This is a genomic window from Priestia sp. FSL R5-0597 (assembly GCF_038006305.1).
GTDB lineage: Bacteria > Bacillota > Bacilli > Bacillales > Bacillaceae_H > Priestia > Priestia zanthoxyli.
Genome location: NZ_JBBOUZ010000001.1, coordinates 2,916,651 through 2,933,159, shown reverse-complemented (window position 1 = coordinate 2,933,159; position 16,509 = coordinate 2,916,651). Strand labels below are relative to the sequence as shown.

The following is a 16,509-nucleotide window of genomic DNA, read 5'->3' as shown; positions in this document are numbered from 1 at the left end:
CGGTTGATTTTATTATATCTCAGACCCTTTTTTACGGTAAATAGTTTGAATATTCTTTTATGTTTAACCTAAGAAAAATGCGGTTAAATAGGAGGAGTAGTCCTCAAATCTTCTGTGGAATTTATGCGCTATACATAAGCAATTCAACGATGTTTTACAAAAAAATAAAGTTTTTAACTTGGTTTTTTAGAGAATATTTGTTAACATATCCACTTGTGAGGTCTTAGTAAGAGGAGGATGATGTAAAGAATCCCATATCGGACGCAAGGGCGTAGATATGTGGAGTGGAAATTTTAAAGGAGGATATTATGTCTGATCAAGGAAATCAAGGAAAGTTTAAAAAATCAATATCGTTACTTGACCTAACGTTAATTGGGATGGGAGCTATTTTTGGTTCCGCCTGGTTATTTGCGGTTAGTAACGTAGCGTCAAAGGCTGGTCCAGCCGGAAGTTTTTCGTGGCTGATTGGCGGAGTCATTATTTTACTTATCGGTTTAGTGTATGCTGAACTTGGAGCAGCGCTGCCGCGTACCGGTGGAATTATCCGTTATCCGGTTTACTCACATGGTCATTTAGTGGGTTACTTAATTTCATTCATTACCATTATTGCTTACACAAGTTTGATTGCCATCGAGGTAACGGCTGTACGTCAGTATGTTGCGTTTTGGCTTCCTGGTCTAACTAAACATGGTTCTGAATCGCCTACTACAATCGGCTGGTTATTTCAGTTCGCGTTATTAACGCTATTTTTTATCATTAACTACGTAAGTGTAAAAGCATTTGCTAAGTCAAATGTTATTATATCTGTGTTCAAATATGCGGTTCCTCTTACAATTATCGTCGTGTTAGCTTATCACTTTAAATCAGCTAACTTTACAACTGGCGATTTTACTCCGTTTGGTTTTAATGGTATTCAAGCAGCCATTTCAACAGGTGGCGTTATGTTTGCTTACCTAGGACTTCACCCTATTGTTTCTGTAGCCAGTGAAGTTAAAAACCCGCAGCGTAATATTCCAATCGCGCTCATTATCTGTATTGTACTTTCAGCGATTATTTACACAGCACTGCAAGTATTGTTCATTGGTAACATTCCGGCTGATATGCTATCAGGAGGATGGGGAACAATTCAAGAGCAATTCTCTTTACCATTTAAAGATATTGCACTTATTTTAGGCCTTGGCTGGTTAGTAACGCTTGTTATTTTTGATGCTATTTTATCACCAGGCGGTAACGGGAACATCTTCATGAATACAACTTCTCGTTTAGTTTATGCTTGGTCTCGTAATGGAACACTATTTAAACGTTTCTCAAAAGTAGATAAGAAAACAGGAATTCCACGTGCGTCACTATGGCTATCGTTTGGAATGTCCGTATTCTGGACACTGCCATTTCCTTCTTGGGAAGCGCTAGTAAACGTATGTTCAGTAGCACTTATTCTGTCTTATGCGATTGCGCCAATTTCAGCTGCTGCATTCAGAGTAAATGCAAAAGACCTTAAAAAGCCTTTCAAATTAAAAGGCATGAGCGTTATTGCTCCTGTGTCATTTATCTTCTGTTCATACATCGTATATTGGTCAGGATGGACGACAATTTCTTGGCTTCTAGGATCACAGCTTCTAATGGTTGTTATCTACGTAGCATTTAAGAAATACGTACCAACTGACGTTGTAAAATTTGCACAGCAGCTTAAATCTGCTTGGTGGCTAGTTGCTTATTATATTATTATGCTTGTTATCTCTTACCTAGGCTCATTTGGTGGAGGACAAGGTGTGCTAAGCAACCCGCTTGACTTAATTTTAATTGCTCTTGTTTCAATCGGTATTTTCTACTGGGCGAAATACACGGGTTTACCAAAAGCAGTTATCGATACGGATGATTAATAAAAAACACGGCATGAATTCATGCCGTGTTTTTCGTTTGTATAGGGGTGTACTCTATTTATTTATCAAACAGCCACGTTTTTAAGATAGCAGCATACTCACGAAAGTAGGATTGAAGTTTAATTGAATTTGGTGTCTTTGCACCTAAAGGATAAACGTCAAAACCTTGACGCTTGGCAATAATAGAGGCGCGAAATAAATGAAAATCACTGCTAACAAGCACGACTTTTTTGTGTTGAATATCAACTTTCTTTTTAGTGAAAGTGAAATTCTCAAAAGTAGAAGTTGACTGATCCTCTTTTATCATTCGATTCTTTTTAATTCCTTCTTTTCGTAGAAAACGATAGGCTGCTTCTGCTTCAGAAATTTCTTCATCGGATCCTTTTCCACCCGTTACGATAACTTTTGTTTGTTTATGAGTCTTTAAATAAGATAAAGCCGTTTTTGCTCGTTCTTTTAAACTAGGAGACATTTGATCTCCGTCTACTTTCGAACCTAAAATGAGCACATAATCTGCTTTTTGCGGAACAGGCTGATGAGCGGTTTGATACATACAAAAAGACATGATTGCTATGTAAAGAACAAGCAAACTAATAAAGATATAAATGATTTTTTTCTTCAACTACGAGCACCTTCCTAGCTATTTCATAAGATGTTTGGAAAATAATTGTTATTATAGCATACGAGACCAAAATAAGTATAAACACAGTAATATATAATAATAGAAGAAAATCGTTATTGTGAATGGTTATAAAATTCGTTACAATAAAGAATAAATGATTTTAAAAGTGCCTCTAAGGAGGATAATAGGGAAATCGGTGTAAATCCGGTGCAGCCCCCGCTACTGTAAATGTGGATGAACCTGCAAAGACCCACTAGTCAAACTAGGAAGGATGCAGAAGTAAAATGAAGCATAAGCCAGGAGACCTGCTTTTAAAAACCCCTTATTTTTCGGTGGGAGAAATAAGTCAAGACAATGTGTTAATGAGCGCATGACCAAACCTTGACTTTTATAGTTAAGGTTTTTTTATGTGATAGGGAGTGGAAAAAGTGAAAAAAGGAAAACCTCTTATGATTCAAGGAACGCACTCAGACGCTGGAAAAAGCATGATTGCTACAGCGTTTTGCCGTATTTTTAAAGAAGACGGCTATCAAACTGCACCGTTTAAATCGCAAAATATGGCGCTTAATTCATACATTACAATGGATGGAAAAGAAATTGGAAGAGCGCAAGGAATTCAAGCTGAAGCGGCTGGAGTAGAAGCAACAACCAATATGAATCCTATTTTAATTAAACCAACTCGTGATCATGAATCTCAAATTGTCGTTCATGGAAAGCCGCTTCGTAATATGTTTGCTTTTCAGTATCGGCAAGAATTTTTTAATGAAGGTTTGAACGTTATCACGGAGTCTTATAAAGAGCTTGCCAATCATTATGATCGAATTGTGATTGAAGGTGCTGGAAGTCCTGCTGAAGTGAATTTGAACGATCGGGAACTGGTAAATATGCGCGTAGCAAAGATAGCCCAAGCCCCTGTTGTGTTAGTAGGAGACATTGATAAAGGAGGGGTTTTTGCGAGTCTGGTGGGTACTCTTCAATTGCTTCCAGATGAACATAAACCTAGAGTAATTGGAGTGTTAATCAATAAATTCCGAGGGGACTTAGAGCTTTTAAAACCGGGGTTGAAGTGGTTTGAAGAATACACGGGAGTTCCGGTACTAGGAGTGATTCCTTATATGCACGACGTGGAAATTGACGCTGAAGATTCGCTATCACTCAGAAATTACTCAACGCTTGTAAATCCGTTAAAAGAAATCGATATTGCGGTTATCTCGTATCCTCGCATCTCAAATTTTACAGACATTGATCCTCTAAGCTTAGAAGAAGACTGTCATGTGAGACTTGTAACCAAGCCATCACAACTAGGTACGCCTGATTTAATTGTTTTACCAGGAAGCAAAAATACGATTGAAGATGCGCAGTTTTTACAAGAAAGCGGCCTGGCTCTAGCCATTAATCAAGTCTTGAACGCAACAAACGCTCACGTTATTGGCATCTGCGGGGGATATCAAATGTTAGGCGAGACAATTACGGACCCCGATGCAGTAGAGTCCCGGATTGAATCTATTAAAGGGCTGGGTTTGCTTCCAGTGGAAACCGTTATGACAACCAGCAAAAAAACAGAAAGAGTTTCTGGATATGTTCAGTTAGAGAGTGAGAAGGTTTCGATTGAAGGCTATGAAATTCATATGGGAAAGACGGTTTCTAAAAGCATGACGAAAGCCTTTGCGGTGGTAGATGATCAAAAAGAAGGAACGGTTAAAGACAACATCATTGGCACGTATGTTCATGATGTGTTTCATAACGATGCTTTGCGCAGAGCTTTGCTTAATCAAATTCGTAAACTTAAAAAATTGCCGCCTATTACGGATACATTCAACAGTCGCCTGCAAAAAGAGGAGTCTTTTTCAAAAGCAGCAGCATATGTGAGAGAAGCTGTAGATATGGAAAAGCTGTATCATTTAATAGACAACTATAAAAGCCCGGAGCAAACACAAAAAGTGTAGCTTGTAGAGGTTTTCGCTTGTTTTTTCACCGAGAACTTTAGTACGCTATTCTACGTTGCCTAGTTCAACAGTCTAGCACTCGTAACAAATAAAAGATGATTGTTTCCAATACTATGTAGGATGGAAACATGGTTTATGGACAGGAAAATGAATGGTTAATGTAATGTAAAACATCACGCCTCGTTTCCTAGAGGAGCTGAAAGTATTGATTTTTAAACGTATTTTTTTAAACAAAGCATCTATTTTATACATAGTCAGTTTATTTATTGTATGTACTTCGGTGATTATGGGAGTATTTATTGGTACAGTTTCGTTAACCGTAGGAGATACAATCAAAATTATTATTGGCCACCTTACCGGACTATCCTTATATCACGGTCCGGAAAACATGGATTTAATCATTTGGCAAATTCGTTTTCCAAGAGTACTGGTGGCATTTTTAGTAGGAGCTTCGCTTTCAATAGCAGGAGCTGCCTTTCAAGGGCTATTAAGAAACTCTCTTGCAGATCCTTACACGATCGGAGTTTCCTCAGGTGCAACCCTTGGCTCTGTCATGGCAATTTATTTTCACTGGAGTATTTTTGGTTTGTCTATCTTCACGCTGCCTGTAGTCGGCATCGTATCTGGTTTTATTACTCTTCTTTTAGTTTTTGGTATTACGAAACTCGCAAGCGGCAATTTGGCCAATGAAACCATCATCTTAGCGGGGATTATTTTATCATCCTTTATGAGCGCGCTTATTTCATTAATTGTAGCTCTTTCTCCTGAAGAAGATGTAAGGCAGGTTTTATATTGGCTAATGGGAAGCGTATCAATGAGAGGATGGTCGCATATTCAAATTTTAGGGCCGTTCTTTTTAGTCGGTACGATTATGCTGCTGTTACATGTGAAAGAGCTTAACGGCTTAGCATTTGGCGATCAATCCGCTCAATTTATGGGGATAGACGTAAAGAAGAAAAAAAGAATGATTTTAATAGGTGCATCCGTATTAACCGGGGCTGCGGTATCAGTATCTGGGGCAATTGGATTTGTTGGCTTAGTTATTCCCCACGTAGTGCGTCTCGTAGCGGGAGCTAATCATAAGCATGTACTGCCGCTTTCTATTTTAATCGGAGGAAGTTATTTGGTTTTAGCCGATTTATTAGCAAGAACGATATTAGAACCTCGTGAACTGCCGATTGGAGTCGTAACCGCCTTAATTGGTTCGCCAATTTTTACGCTGCTGCTTGTAAAAGAACGTATGCGGAAAAGAGGAATATCATGATTGAACTATATAATGTGACGGGAGGATACGATAAACAGAAACCGACCGTTCGTGACATCACGTTCACCGTAGACAAAGGTTCTTTTGTTGCTTTACTAGGACCAAATGGAAGCGGAAAAACAACGCTTATTCGCTTAATTATGAATGTATTAACCACTCAATCAGGAGAAGTGAAGGTAGAAGGGAAGTCAGTGAAGGCTTATTCACCAAAACAACTGGCGCAAAAAGTTGCAGTCATGACGCAAGAAAATCAAATTGGATTAGAATTTACGGTTCAAGAAATTGTTTCACTTGGACGTTATCCTTATCAGGCAAAAGGTTTGTTTAGCACTGTATCAGCACAGGATGAAGAAGTGGTAGAAAGCGTGATGAAATTAACAAACGTCTGGCACTATCGAAATCATACCTTTCAATCGCTGAGCGGTGGAGAAAAACAGCGGGTTTTACTTGCTAAAGCACTGGCGCAAGAACCTGACTACTTACTTCTTGATGAACCAACGAATCACTTAGATGTAAAACATACGATGGAACTGCTTCAGCTGTTAAAAACGTTACAGCAGGAAATGAGCTTGACGGTTCTGGCCATTTTGCATGATCTCAACATTGCCTCGCTGTTTGCAGATAATGCCGTATTATTGAAAGATGGAAGAGTAGAAGAAACGGGGATGGATGCCATTTTTCAGGATGCAGCTACGTTAAAAAGAGTATATGGCGTTGATTTGCATGTATTTCACCATCCCGCTGTGAACAAGCGGCAAATTGCTTTTGTGCCGCCGTATCAATATCCAGAGACGGACTTCCATGAGTTGTATCAGTTGCAAAAGGAACCGGGCAAGCTATGTTTATCCTTTGCTCGTCCTTTGAGAACTCTTTCACTGGGTTCCAATGAAACAGGTCTAGACTGGTGTCAAGAAATTGTTCAACAGCAAAGCAGTTCTAACACGGCGTGGAAATCTGCGTCTTTATCTAGTCATGAAGTTCGCTTAAAAGACGATAAAGGTTACTCGTGGCTGACTGTACTGACACATGGACAAAAAGAGAATGAAATGAATATTGTTCTACTAACAAATACACCGCTTTCGGACGCGAACTTACTTCATGCTGCGATGAAGGTAATTGAATACCGGGCTTTCTTAGGAAAAACAGGCCGTATTGTTGTAGCATCATCTCATCATAAAGAAGAAAATCAAGAAGAAATTTCAGCGTTCTTAATGGAACGCCTACAGAAAGAATTACAACTATTTATGGAAACAAAAATGACCGACAATTGCTTTAAATAAGCAGTAGCGGTCATTTTTTATTCTTCGGAGTGATCAGGCTTTTCTGTTTCACCTCCTGAACTCATCGTTGTCTCAGTTGTATGTTCATCAATCTTTTTTTCTTTTAGCTTAACAGAGAATAAGTCTTTGACTTCTTCATCCACTTGATCAGAGTCAGCGCTGTAAGTTGTACCAATGTTTAAGTGGCCGGTCAAATCTTTAATTCCTAGCTGGCCAAAATTATTACTAAGGTCAATTTTGTCTAACAATACTTTTTCCACCATAATTTTTTCAACAACAATGGACTGTTTTGGCTGAGTTACTTCATCAATCTTTTTGTCAAGAGTTTTCACCATCTCATATAAAGCTGTATTGGACGATTCTTCCTTTAACGCAGAGAGCTGATTTTGAATGTCTTCGAAATTAGGAGCTGACTGCATAGCCGAAAGTAAATGAGCTGTTTGCTCGTGCAGTTGAGACAATGATTGAATAAGATGAGCTGATTCATGTAATTGCTGATGAAGCTCTTCTATTTTAGGAATCGCGTCGGTTAAACGCGTCACTTGATCAATAATTCCCTGCAGGTTCAGCGCTGAATCTGACGAATGAACAGGTTTTGTGAATTCAACTTCATCAGATGTCTTAGGCTCCGTTTGGCTCGGCAACTTCTTTGGCTGCTGAGGGGGTTTCTTTAGATTAGACTGTTTTTTAGTTTTCATCTTTTCGGGTAATTCTTTCCGCTTTTGATTAGAGCTTTGGTCTATGGGACTTACTTTTTTTTTGGTTGGAAGGGAAGACGGATTTATTTTGCGGACTGTTTCAATTTTAGGCGATTGTTTAAACCACTTAGAAAACATGAAATTCCCTGCCTTTCATGCTACGTATAGTTCTGCACAATAAATTACAAATCAAATTTCACGTGCAATAGACCATCTTTAAATGATGCGTGACACGGCGCTTCCCCTACAGCAGGTGGAAGGATGATTGATCGTTGAAACGTTCCTTCACGTCTTTCTTTGTGAAGAACATTTGCATCCTTCATCGTTAAAAGAGATGAACCGGATATGTGTAAAGTATTTTCATGCATGGTCAATTCGACGTCTGTTCGTTTAGCACCGGGTATTTCAATCACAACTAACAGTTGATTTGCCCATTCGTATACATCAATTAAAGGATAATCTCGATACTCATTTACAATTTGAGGAGAAGCATCTGCTTCCGTATCATTCTTTTCTTCAGGATCATCGTCAAAAATCTTTTCCCAAAATTTTGTATGGTTTTCTTCTTGTAACGTTTCTGCCCACTTTTTAAACTTTCCATGATTCATATTTGTCACCTTCTTTAAAAAAATAAAACAAGGCCTTTTGCCGCTTTCTATTTTATATGTATGCATGAAAACAGAAAAAAACGTCCACTTTAATCTAAATCGTGGACGTCTATTTGAGACATAGGAATATTAACATGTTTAGGCATCCGGATTTCCAACACCCCGGAACGATATACGGCGCGTGTACCTTTTTTGCGAACCGAACAAGGAAGCTGAATTTCTTCTTTGAAGGATTCTTCTCCATCTATTCCTTCAATCGTACACACGTATGGAGTATGATAGACTTTAATGCTTGATACAATATCGCGGTTAGGAATTTTTAACTGAACAATGCATTCGTCTAATGTATTAATGACGTTTGAATCAAATCTTCTTAGCTGTTGTCCATGACCTTCATTTCCCACATCCTGCTGTTCTTTCATCATGTCTTGGGCCTGCTTAAAGAATTCATTTCCTTGCATAAAATCCGGAAAAGAATGGGACATCGTAGAAGAAATCATTTGCTGAATATATTTATTCATGTCTTTAGATGCCATTCCTTTTGGGATATTTTCCATCATTCCTTTAAACGGAGACTTTCCAAATGGAAACATATTTACACACCTCCTTGTAATGTGCCAAGTAAAACGACAAAATCGTTAAATCTAAATTTGATTTCCAATTGGAGCTGAAGGGTTTGCAATTTGATCTTGATCGCTTACGTCAGGATCTAACACGCCCGTATTCATTTGAGAGCAAGTAGGAGAGAAGTTACCTAAAGAGAAATTTGCGCCGTTAAACTTTGAGTTCGCCGTGTGACTGTTTTGAATGGTGGAACCGAAATCAATATTTGCGTTTTGTGTGACACCGTTTGTTACGATATTAAAAACGTTAATTTGAAGAGGCATAAAGAGACTCCTTACTGTTTTTATTCATTCTACTCCAACGGCCTATTGCGTTCAGAGAGAATGTATTCACCGTTTGTCGTCATGCTGTTGACAAGCATTGCCCTATATCACTGCTGATAACCATTGACATGATCAACGTTTGCAATATCTGTTTGGTCATTTGTATCAGGATCGATATAAATGTTTCGCATTTTCGAGGAAGCAGGTGAGACATCGCCATAAGAAGAGTTCGTACCAGTGGATTTTGAATGAGCCGTGTGACTGTTATGGAGTGCTTCGCCAATGTTGACAGAACCGTTGCTTGAGATACTGTTGATCTTTAAATTATAAATGTTAATAACACTTGGCATAGGCTCTCACCCTTTTCTATGGTTGATTAATGTATCCTATGATGATAAGTGCCTAAACGTTCACAATTCCTCATAACTAAAATCGCCTTTTCCGATTGAAGGAAAAAGCGATTGAGAGAGGATTACTTAATGATATGATGGGCTTATGAAATGGGTGCAATACGACAATTCTTTTTTTCTAAAATGTAAGAGATGCTTTGTTGGACAGTGGAAAATGTTCGCCAATTAAACTGAGAATCTACAAGCGACAGAGCCATTTTTGAAGAAAGACCAACAATAAGGCAAGTGGTACCAATCAAACGCAAAGCATCGTGGAGCGTGTTAATATAATAACCGTGTTCTTCATCTAATGAATGAAGGGAAGATAAATCAATAAGCAAATAGCGCGCCTGTTCTTTTACAACTGCCTCCAATACCGTTTCAGTTAGCTTCTTTCCACGTTCTATATCCATCTTACCGGTAATGGGCACAGCTAAAACCTCGTCCCATATCTTTAATAAAGGAGTGGACAAATCCTCAATTAACCGTTCTTTTTCAAGCTCTGCTTCGGCTTGATCTGTAAAGTCTAATAGCATAAGCAAGTAGCCATAGCGCTCGCCGTCTTTTGTATCAATGGGGTGAATCACAGCTTCTGCTACGTATTGACTGCCAATCGTTATACGCGTTCTGTAGGTTGTATGAAGAGAGGTGAGTAAATTTTCCGCTTCTTCAGAATTGGAATGAAAGAAGTCCATATGCTTTCCAATTAACTCTTCGATATGAGATAACTGGTAGATTGGGAGTACTGGCTGAAGTGTTTCAATTGCTCTTGCATTCATCCACTGCACACGATAGTCTTGATCTGCAATGATCATGGTTTCTTGAATATTTTCTAAAATCAAATGTCCATTAAGCTTTTGTGGAAGTCGTCCAATTCCATTCATTCTCCATCTCTCCTTATGCGTGTAGTAAGTTTATGTACATCTACTTTATATTTTACAGTGAAAAGAATGAAGAAGGCTATAAAAAATTTATTAACGTATGTAGGGATCATGGTATGTAAAAAAACGTAGGAGTAAGCACTCGCTTCAATCAAAAAACTCCCCTGGGTAAAGGGGAGTTCACTTTATTCATATGATTTAATAAAATCAACGTTATATTTTTCAACGCTTGATAAGTAGGAGTCTCTAAATGATGAATCAGGCGTATACCATGACTTTTCATAAAAATGGGCTTGAAGATCTTTCGATTTAAATACATACCCATGCCGCGCATAGATTTCATTTCGAGCTAGCCTTCGTTCACTCGAGCTCAAACTGCTAATATCACCATAACTTAATTTGTAAGAATCCGAACCCGGAAGAATATAAGAGCTTGAAGTAGCATAAGAGCGCGGCCCAGGCACGATTACTTCTCGTTCTTTTATGACGGTTTTTTCCTTTTCAAGGGGCGGCGTTTGTATATTTAATATAATACTTTCTTCACTTTGAATGGTGTAAGGACTGCTTTTGAACGTGGTGCCGCCTTTTTGCACTTCTGCATGAACAGTGACGCTTCCATCCGTGGCAACAGGCCCTATTTGTGATGAGCTATTCACCTGAAGCCCCGTGCTTTTTCCGTTTACGAATAAAATAGCGTCATCTCTATTCGATGAGATTGTAACATAAGCCCCTTTAAATACAACAGATATATTTTCTTCTTTTTGACGGTGAAAGTTTACAGTGGTTTGGTCTGTAAGCTTTCCGTAAGAGCTTTCATAAGAAGCTGTAAGCGGGTAATTTCCAATCATAAAAGGCCCTATTTTTTGCGTTTGATTTTTGGATATGGATTGTTTTGTATCATTGACTGTAACCGTTGCATCCTCTGGCGTGGTGAGGGAGATATAATATGATGACGGCACAACCACGTACTGTTTTTTGAAGAGTGGTGAATGTTTCTGTTCTTTTATTGTAAAGTAGATACTCGATTTATTTTTCAAATCATTTTCAACGTCTCGTAAAATAGAACCATCGGAAGTTGCATCCAACAGAGCTTGAATAGATGTGTCATTAATAACTATAGTAGACTGCGAAGAGTCTAATAACTCTCTTAACACAGCTGTATCTTTCGATTCCAATGCCTCAATAAAGCGGTCAGCCGTTTTTTCTTCTGAACCAGAGAAAAAGAAATAAAATACAAAAGTTAAAAGAAGTATAAGCACAATACCCCCGCCAATATACCAGCTCTTTTTATGCTTAGCTGCAGCTGGCGACACGGTGAAAGAAAAGCCGCAGTTATTGCAAAATAATTGATCTGTGCTTGCACTGGCACCGCATTTTGGACATTGATTCATTCACACCATTCCCTTCTTTTTATTCCATTAAATGTATGGAACGTGTAGGTAAAACAGACCATTAAATTGGAAAAAGAATAGATTTAACGAGAAAGATAAACACACCAAACATGCACAGAAAAGATGAGGTATGCTATGATAAGAACTATATATTAATCCGATAGGGACACTCTGTCATATAAAAAGGAGATGAAGCAAATGAGTGTTTCATTTGTAAATAAAAATCAAAAGTCTACGTACGAAAAACTGCTACCTCTAGTCGAAAAATTTAAGAAACGAGCTTTTAAAATAGATGAAGAAGGTACGTTTCCGTTTGAAAATATTCAAGAGTTAAAAGAAGCTGGCTATACACGTCTTTCTCTAGAAAGCAACTATGGAGGAGATGAATTACGCCTTTATGATTTTTTATTATTTCAAGAATTAATTGCTCAAGGGGACGCTTCTACGGCTCTTAGTATTGGATGGCATATGGGGATTACAATGGACTTGCGTGAAAAACAGCCTTGGAGTCAGCAAATGCTCGATTTTATTTTTAAAGAAATAGAAAAAGGTGCACTTATTAATACCGCTGCTACTGAACCAAAGACAGGAAGTCCTACTCGAGGAGGCAAACCGGAAACGCTAGCTGTAAAAACAAAAAAAGGCTGGCGAATCAATGGCCGAAAAACATTCACCACGATGTCTCCAGTGTTAAATTACTTCTTAGTAAAAGCAAGCATTGAAGGTGAAGAAGAGATCGGCTTATTTTTAATTCCTCGTGAAACAAGCGGACTTTCAATAGAAGAAACATGGGATATGATTGCAATGCGCGGGACAGGAAGTCACGATCTTGTACTAGAAAATGTCGATATTGAACAAGACTTTCTTGTTGAACGCCTAGGTGGCTTTAAAAAGAATGAGCCAAGCGGCTGGTTGCTTCATATACCAGCTTGCTACATGGGTACAGCCATCGCAGCAAGAGATTATGCTGTCGCATTTGCTACAGAATATTCGCCTAATAGTATTGAAGGAACGATTAGCGAGTTGCCAAATGTGCAGCGTTTAGTCGGAGAGATGGAACTTGAACTCATGCAGGCGCGTCACTTTATGTACAGCGTGGCAAACAAATGGGATGAAACAAGCGACCGAGCAGCATTAGCGGGAGAATTAGCAGCTGTCAAACACGTAGTGACCAATAGTGCCTGTACGGTTGTTGACAAAGCCATGCGCATAGTAGGAGCGCGTAGCTTGCAGCGCAGTAATCCGCTGCAGCGCTATTATAGAGACGTGCGTGCTGGGCTCCACAACCCTCCAATGGATGATATGACGGTTGTTAATTTAGCGAAGCAGGCGTTTGTTAGATAAAACTTAATAACATGTTAAATGATGAAAAACTGCTTATTATAGGCTATTCTATAGTAAGCAGTTTTTTCGTTACAAAAGGAGGAATTGAAGATGAAGTCCGTAAGAGAAATTCAGCTGACACCTCATAATATCGCGTGGGAAAAGGAATTTTCAAAAGAAGCTGCCACCTTAACAACTATAATGTCAGCTCAAGTTTTAGAGGTTCATCATATCGGAAGCACTGCTGTTCCCGGCTTAAGCGCAAAACCGATTATTGATTTACTTATTGAAGTGAAAGATATAAAAAAAGTAGATACATATAATCAAAAGATGGAACAGCTTGGATATGAAGCAAAAGGTGAAAACGGCATAAAAGGAAGACGATACTTCCAAAAAGGTGGAAATGAAAGAACCCACCACGTTCATATTTATGAAAAAGGCCACCCAGAAATTAATCGGCATATATGGTTTCGAGATTATCTGCGTACTCACCCTGATGCAGCAAAAGAATACGAAACGTTGAAAACAGAACTAGCGCATCGCTATCGCTTTGAACCGGAAAAATATGTGGAAAATAAAACGAATTTTATTCATAAAATAGATGGGCTAGCTTTAAAATGGAGAAAGGGAAGCAGCAATAAGAATAGGAAAGATGATCTTAGATAAAAAGGAGGAACGAGCTTGACTCCAGTTCTAAATCGACAGACAAATACAGGTAAAAAGAAAAAAACAATATGGATCAGCCTGATATCCTTTGTTATTCTTTGTTTTGTACTTTGTACGGCCATTTCTCTTTATGTAGGCATAAGCCTGACAAAACTAGATAAAAATCCTGCTGTGAAAAATCCTAGTGATTACGGCATGCACTATAGCAATCAAGTATTTTTGAGCAAAGACGGAATAACCCATTTAAAAGGATGGATGATTGAACCAACGGAACAGCCAAAAGCGACCATTATTATGTCACATGGATACGGAAATAACCGTGAAGCACAAGGAGCTGGCTTTCTGCCGCTGAGTAAAGAATTTGTAAAAGCGGGATATCGAGTAGTCATGTTTGACTTTAGAGATTCAGGAGACTCAGAAGGAAATCAAACGACGATTGGTGTAAAAGAACAGCTCGATTTATTAGGCGTTATTCAGAAAATGAAAGAAACAACAAAAGAGCCAATTGTGCTCTACGGCATTTCAATGGGAGCAGCCACTTCTTTATTAGCAGCCTCTCAAGATGACGACGTAAAAGCAGTGGTAGCCGATAGTCCTTTTAGTGATTTAACCTCTTATTTAAAAGAAAATCTATCTGTATGGTCTCATTTACCAAATTTCCCATTTACACCGCTAACCATTGCTATTCTTCCTGTTATTGCAGATGTAAATCCTGCTGAAGCTAGTCCTATTAAAGCAGTCGAGCATATTTACCCTCGACCAATTTTATTTATACACAGCACAGGAGATACAAAAATCCCTTACACTGAAAGTGAAAAAATGGCTAAAACACACCCGGATGCTTTTTCCTTCTGGAAAACTGATAAAGCAGAACACGTTCAAAATTATCATGTATACAAAAAAGAATATGTAAAGCGGGTATTATCTTTTATTGAGCAATCGCTGTAAAAAAAGTGGATGGGACAAAAATATGTTAGACGAAATGTAAAACGAACCATTGATCAAAACTTTTGATTAGTGGTTCGTTTTTTTGTTAAGACAAACGTAGATTTCATTTGTGTAAATCTTTAGATGGGATTCATTTCGTTATGTCTCAACCTCTTTTAGCCGTCGATTTTACCTTGTTCTATAAGCTCAGCATATAAATTACGAAGAATGTAGGTTTTATAACTTTCTAGCTTTCTTCCATCAATTTTAGAGATATTGGCCGCTTTTAACTGCTGAACAAACCAGCCTTTTGAATAGATATGAGCCATTGTTAATCACTCCTTCAAAAAAATCCACTCTAAATAATTAACTATATTCATAAAAAGAACTAAAAAGAAGTGAACGAAGCAAATGAATTGACGTTCATTTTTTACAGCGTTATACTGCTCTACAGCTACATAAAAGGAGGAAATGAACAATGAGCAAACAGTATATAAACGTAAATGGCGTTAATTTGCACTACATAAGCAAGGGACAAGGAGAGCTTATGCTATTTCTTCATGGGTTTCCTGACTTTTCGCATATTTGGCGACACCAGATAGATGAATTTTCTAATGATTTTCACACAGTTGCTCTGGACTTAAGAGGATATAACTTATCTGAAAAGCCAAGCGGACTAGAATCATACGAGATTGATGTATTAGTAGAAGATATTCGCCAAGTGATTGAAGGCCTAGGATACAGCTCCTGCACGCTAGTTGTACACGATTGGGGAGCAGGAATCGGATGGACATTCGCTTATCGCTACCCGGAATATGTACAAAAATTAATTGCTTTTAACGGTCCGCACCCTTATACATTTATGCGTGAGCTTAGAACAAATAAAAATCAGCAAAAAGCAAGCGAGTATATGAAATGGTTTCAAAAACAAGAAGCACAGGACTATATGGAACGAGACAACTTCTCAGGTTTGCGTAAGCTTGTGATCGACCCAGGTGTAAAAAAAGGATACCTAACAGCTGATGATGTTCAAGCATACATGAACTCTTGGGAAAATGGCTCTGTGCTGTCCATGCTAAGTTATTACCGCAATTTAAAGATTTTCACGGAAGAAGACCTTCGAAGAAAATCTTTGTTTCCGTTAGAAGAAGAAGTGTTAAACATCCCGGTACAAATTATTTGGGGAAATCAAGATCCTACTTTTATGCCTGAAAACTTAGATGGTATTGAAGAGTATGTGCCAAACATATCTGTTCACCGATTAGCTGAAGCATCTCATGCCCCTCAGCATGAAAAGCCTCAAGAAGTAAACAACGTGATGTGGAATTTTTTAAATAAGTAAAGAGAAAAAGAAAGGTTTCCTTTAGAAACCTTTCTTTTTCTTTTGAATTTAAAATAATTTTTAAAAAAGTGATCCAACAGAATAAGGTGATCGTTAGGTAAGTAGAAAAGGAAGTACTTCTTGAAAAAAAGCGGTTAAAAACTTTTTCAAAAAAAGTGATCTAGCTGAACAAAGCGTTCGTTAGATAAGTAGAAAGGGAAGGAATTCTTGATGAAAATGACATCTTAAAAAAGTTTTAAAAAAGTGATCCAAGGTCATTCGCCAATCGTTTAGTAGATAGAAAGAGAATACTTCCTAAAAAGAGTCATTAAATACGGGAGAACATGAAGGTAAAATATAAAGAATATTCAAAATGTTCAATCTATTTAATGATTTAAGATGTAGTAAGAATGAAAAAAGTAGCGT

Annotated in this window: 17 protein-coding genes and 1 riboswitch; of the genes, 8 read left to right on the top strand and 9 right to left on the bottom strand. The window is 38.1% G+C overall.

All coding sequences use genetic code 11. From position 1 onward, the window contains the following. Positions 1 to 308: 308 nt before the first annotated feature. Complete coding sequence (locus tag MKX72_RS14980; RefSeq protein ID WP_028412838.1) at positions 309 to 1,880, top strand: APC family permease; 1,572 nt, start codon at positions 309 to 311, stop codon at positions 1,878 to 1,880. 58 nt (positions 1,881 to 1,938) lie between these two features. Here MKX72_RS14980 and MKX72_RS14975 read toward each other — a convergent pair whose 3' ends face one another. Next, positions 1,939 to 2,502: a YdcF family protein gene (locus MKX72_RS14975; RefSeq protein WP_049165300.1), complete on the bottom strand. Its 564-nt coding sequence runs from the start codon at positions 2,500 to 2,502 to the stop codon at positions 1,939 to 1,941. Between the two features lie 147 nt (positions 2,503 to 2,649). Continuing rightward, positions 2,650 to 2,829: riboswitch (cobalamin riboswitch) on the top strand. A 92-nt stretch (positions 2,830 to 2,921) separates the two neighbouring features. Here MKX72_RS14975 and MKX72_RS14970 point away from each other — a divergent pair. The 3 genes from MKX72_RS14970 (at position 2,922) to MKX72_RS14960 (ending at position 6,992) form a co-directional block, all read left to right on the top strand. Continuing rightward, complete coding sequence (locus MKX72_RS14970) at positions 2,922 to 4,448, top strand: cobyric acid synthase (protein ID WP_155007988.1); 1,527 nt, start codon at positions 2,922 to 2,924, stop codon at positions 4,446 to 4,448. A 205-nt stretch (positions 4,449 to 4,653) separates the two neighbouring features. Continuing rightward, on the top strand, positions 4,654 to 5,712 hold the full coding sequence (locus tag MKX72_RS14965) for a FecCD family ABC transporter permease (protein WP_028412841.1): 1,059 nt from the start codon (positions 4,654 to 4,656) through the stop codon (positions 5,710 to 5,712). Then, positions 5,709 to 6,992, top strand: a complete 1,284-nt coding sequence (locus tag MKX72_RS14960; RefSeq protein WP_033579427.1) for an ABC transporter ATP-binding protein — start codon at positions 5,709 to 5,711, stop codon at positions 6,990 to 6,992. The genes MKX72_RS14965 and MKX72_RS14960 overlap by 4 nt, the downstream gene beginning before the upstream one ends. Before the next feature lie 17 nt (positions 6,993 to 7,009). On the opposite strand, the gene MKX72_RS14955 is transcribed toward MKX72_RS14960, so the two are convergent. From MKX72_RS14955 to MKX72_RS14925, 7 genes are all read right to left on the bottom strand, one after another. Then, positions 7,010 to 7,828, bottom strand: coding sequence for a hypothetical protein (locus tag MKX72_RS14955; protein ID WP_028412843.1), 819 nt, complete (start codon positions 7,826 to 7,828; stop codon positions 7,010 to 7,012). Between the two features lie 44 nt (positions 7,829 to 7,872). After that, entirely contained in the window at positions 7,873 to 8,298 is a 426-nt protein-coding gene (locus tag MKX72_RS14950; RefSeq protein ID WP_028412844.1) for an Hsp20/alpha crystallin family protein, read from the bottom strand. Positions 8,299 to 8,387: 89 nt separating this feature from the next. Continuing rightward, positions 8,388 to 8,891 (bottom strand): Hsp20/alpha crystallin family protein, encoded by a 504-nt coding sequence (locus tag MKX72_RS14945; protein ID WP_028412845.1) that lies wholly within the window; start codon positions 8,889 to 8,891, stop codon positions 8,388 to 8,390. 51 nt (positions 8,892 to 8,942) lie between these two features. Continuing rightward, positions 8,943 to 9,185: a spore germination protein gene (locus MKX72_RS14940; RefSeq protein ID WP_013057626.1), complete on the bottom strand. Its 243-nt coding sequence runs from the start codon at positions 9,183 to 9,185 to the stop codon at positions 8,943 to 8,945. 107 nt (positions 9,186 to 9,292) lie between these two features. Next, on the bottom strand, positions 9,293 to 9,535 hold the full coding sequence (locus MKX72_RS14935) for a spore germination protein (RefSeq protein ID WP_013057625.1): 243 nt from the start codon (positions 9,533 to 9,535) through the stop codon (positions 9,293 to 9,295). 143 nt (positions 9,536 to 9,678) lie between these two features. Further along, the gene (locus MKX72_RS14930; protein WP_028412846.1) at positions 9,679 to 10,458 is read right to left on the bottom strand and encodes an STAS domain-containing protein; all 780 of its coding nucleotides are present in this window, start codon (positions 10,456 to 10,458) and stop codon (positions 9,679 to 9,681) included. Positions 10,459 to 10,640: 182 nt separating this feature from the next. Next, entirely contained in the window at positions 10,641 to 11,846 is a 1,206-nt protein-coding gene (locus tag MKX72_RS14925; RefSeq protein WP_049165290.1) for a TcaA 3rd/4th domain-containing protein, read from the bottom strand. A 198-nt stretch (positions 11,847 to 12,044) separates the two neighbouring features. Between MKX72_RS14925 and MKX72_RS14920 the strand changes: the two genes are divergently transcribed. From MKX72_RS14920 to MKX72_RS14910, 3 genes are all read left to right on the top strand, one after another. Continuing rightward, positions 12,045 to 13,190 (top strand): acyl-CoA dehydrogenase family protein, encoded by a 1,146-nt coding sequence (locus MKX72_RS14920; protein ID WP_049165285.1) that lies wholly within the window; start codon positions 12,045 to 12,047, stop codon positions 13,188 to 13,190. 90 nt (positions 13,191 to 13,280) lie between these two features. After that, positions 13,281 to 13,835 carry a GrpB family protein gene (locus MKX72_RS14915; RefSeq protein WP_033579422.1) on the top strand — a complete coding sequence of 185 codons (555 nt, stop codon included), beginning with the start codon at positions 13,281 to 13,283 and terminating at the stop codon, positions 13,833 to 13,835. Positions 13,836 to 13,850: 15 nt separating this feature from the next. After that, complete coding sequence (locus MKX72_RS14910; RefSeq protein WP_049165282.1) at positions 13,851 to 14,783, top strand: alpha/beta hydrolase; 933 nt, start codon at positions 13,851 to 13,853, stop codon at positions 14,781 to 14,783. A gap of 155 nt (positions 14,784 to 14,938) precedes the next feature. Here MKX72_RS14910 and MKX72_RS14905 read toward each other — a convergent pair whose 3' ends face one another. After that, entirely contained in the window at positions 14,939 to 15,091 is a 153-nt protein-coding gene (locus MKX72_RS14905) for a YflJ family protein (RefSeq protein WP_080754441.1), read from the bottom strand. Positions 15,092 to 15,240: 149 nt separating this feature from the next. Between MKX72_RS14905 and MKX72_RS14900 the strand changes: the two genes are divergently transcribed. Then, positions 15,241 to 16,104, top strand: coding sequence for an alpha/beta fold hydrolase (locus MKX72_RS14900; RefSeq protein ID WP_049165277.1), 864 nt, complete (start codon positions 15,241 to 15,243; stop codon positions 16,102 to 16,104). The last annotated feature ends 405 nt before the right edge of the window (positions 16,105 to 16,509 follow it).

What these genes read in the sequence shown, in the direction of transcription:
- MKX72_RS14980 (WP_028412838.1), top strand. Translation starts at nt 309, where the DNA reads ATGTCTGATCAAGGAAATCAAGGAAAGTTTAAAAAATCAATATCGTTA.
- MKX72_RS14935 (WP_013057625.1), bottom strand. Translation starts at nt 9,535, where the DNA reads ATGCCAAGTGTTATTAACATTTATAATTTAAAGATCAACAGTATCTCA.
- MKX72_RS14945 (WP_028412845.1), bottom strand. Translation starts at nt 8,891, where the DNA reads ATGTTTCCATTTGGAAAGTCTCCGTTTAAAGGAATGATGGAAAATATC.
- MKX72_RS14955 (WP_028412843.1), bottom strand. Translation starts at nt 7,828, where the DNA reads ATGTTTTCTAAGTGGTTTAAACAATCGCCTAAAATTGAAACAGTCCGC.
- MKX72_RS14925 (WP_049165290.1), bottom strand. Translation starts at nt 11,846, where the DNA reads ATGAATCAATGTCCAAAATGCGGTGCCAGTGCAAGCACAGATCAATTA.
- MKX72_RS14960 (WP_033579427.1), top strand. Translation starts at nt 5,709, where the DNA reads ATGATTGAACTATATAATGTGACGGGAGGATACGATAAACAGAAACCG.
- MKX72_RS14915 (WP_033579422.1), top strand. Translation starts at nt 13,281, where the DNA reads ATGAAGTCCGTAAGAGAAATTCAGCTGACACCTCATAATATCGCGTGG.
- MKX72_RS14950 (WP_028412844.1), bottom strand. Translation starts at nt 8,298, where the DNA reads ATGAATCATGGAAAGTTTAAAAAGTGGGCAGAAACGTTACAAGAAGAA.
- MKX72_RS14930 (WP_028412846.1), bottom strand. Translation starts at nt 10,458, where the DNA reads ATGAATGGAATTGGACGACTTCCACAAAAGCTTAATGGACATTTGATT.
- MKX72_RS14940 (WP_013057626.1), bottom strand. Translation starts at nt 9,185, where the DNA reads ATGCCTCTTCAAATTAACGTTTTTAATATCGTAACAAACGGTGTCACA.
- MKX72_RS14920 (WP_049165285.1), top strand. Translation starts at nt 12,045, where the DNA reads ATGAGTGTTTCATTTGTAAATAAAAATCAAAAGTCTACGTACGAAAAA.
- MKX72_RS14905 (WP_080754441.1), bottom strand. Translation starts at nt 15,091, where the DNA reads ATGGCTCATATCTATTCAAAAGGCTGGTTTGTTCAGCAGTTAAAAGCG.
- MKX72_RS14900 (WP_049165277.1), top strand. Translation starts at nt 15,241, where the DNA reads ATGAGCAAACAGTATATAAACGTAAATGGCGTTAATTTGCACTACATA.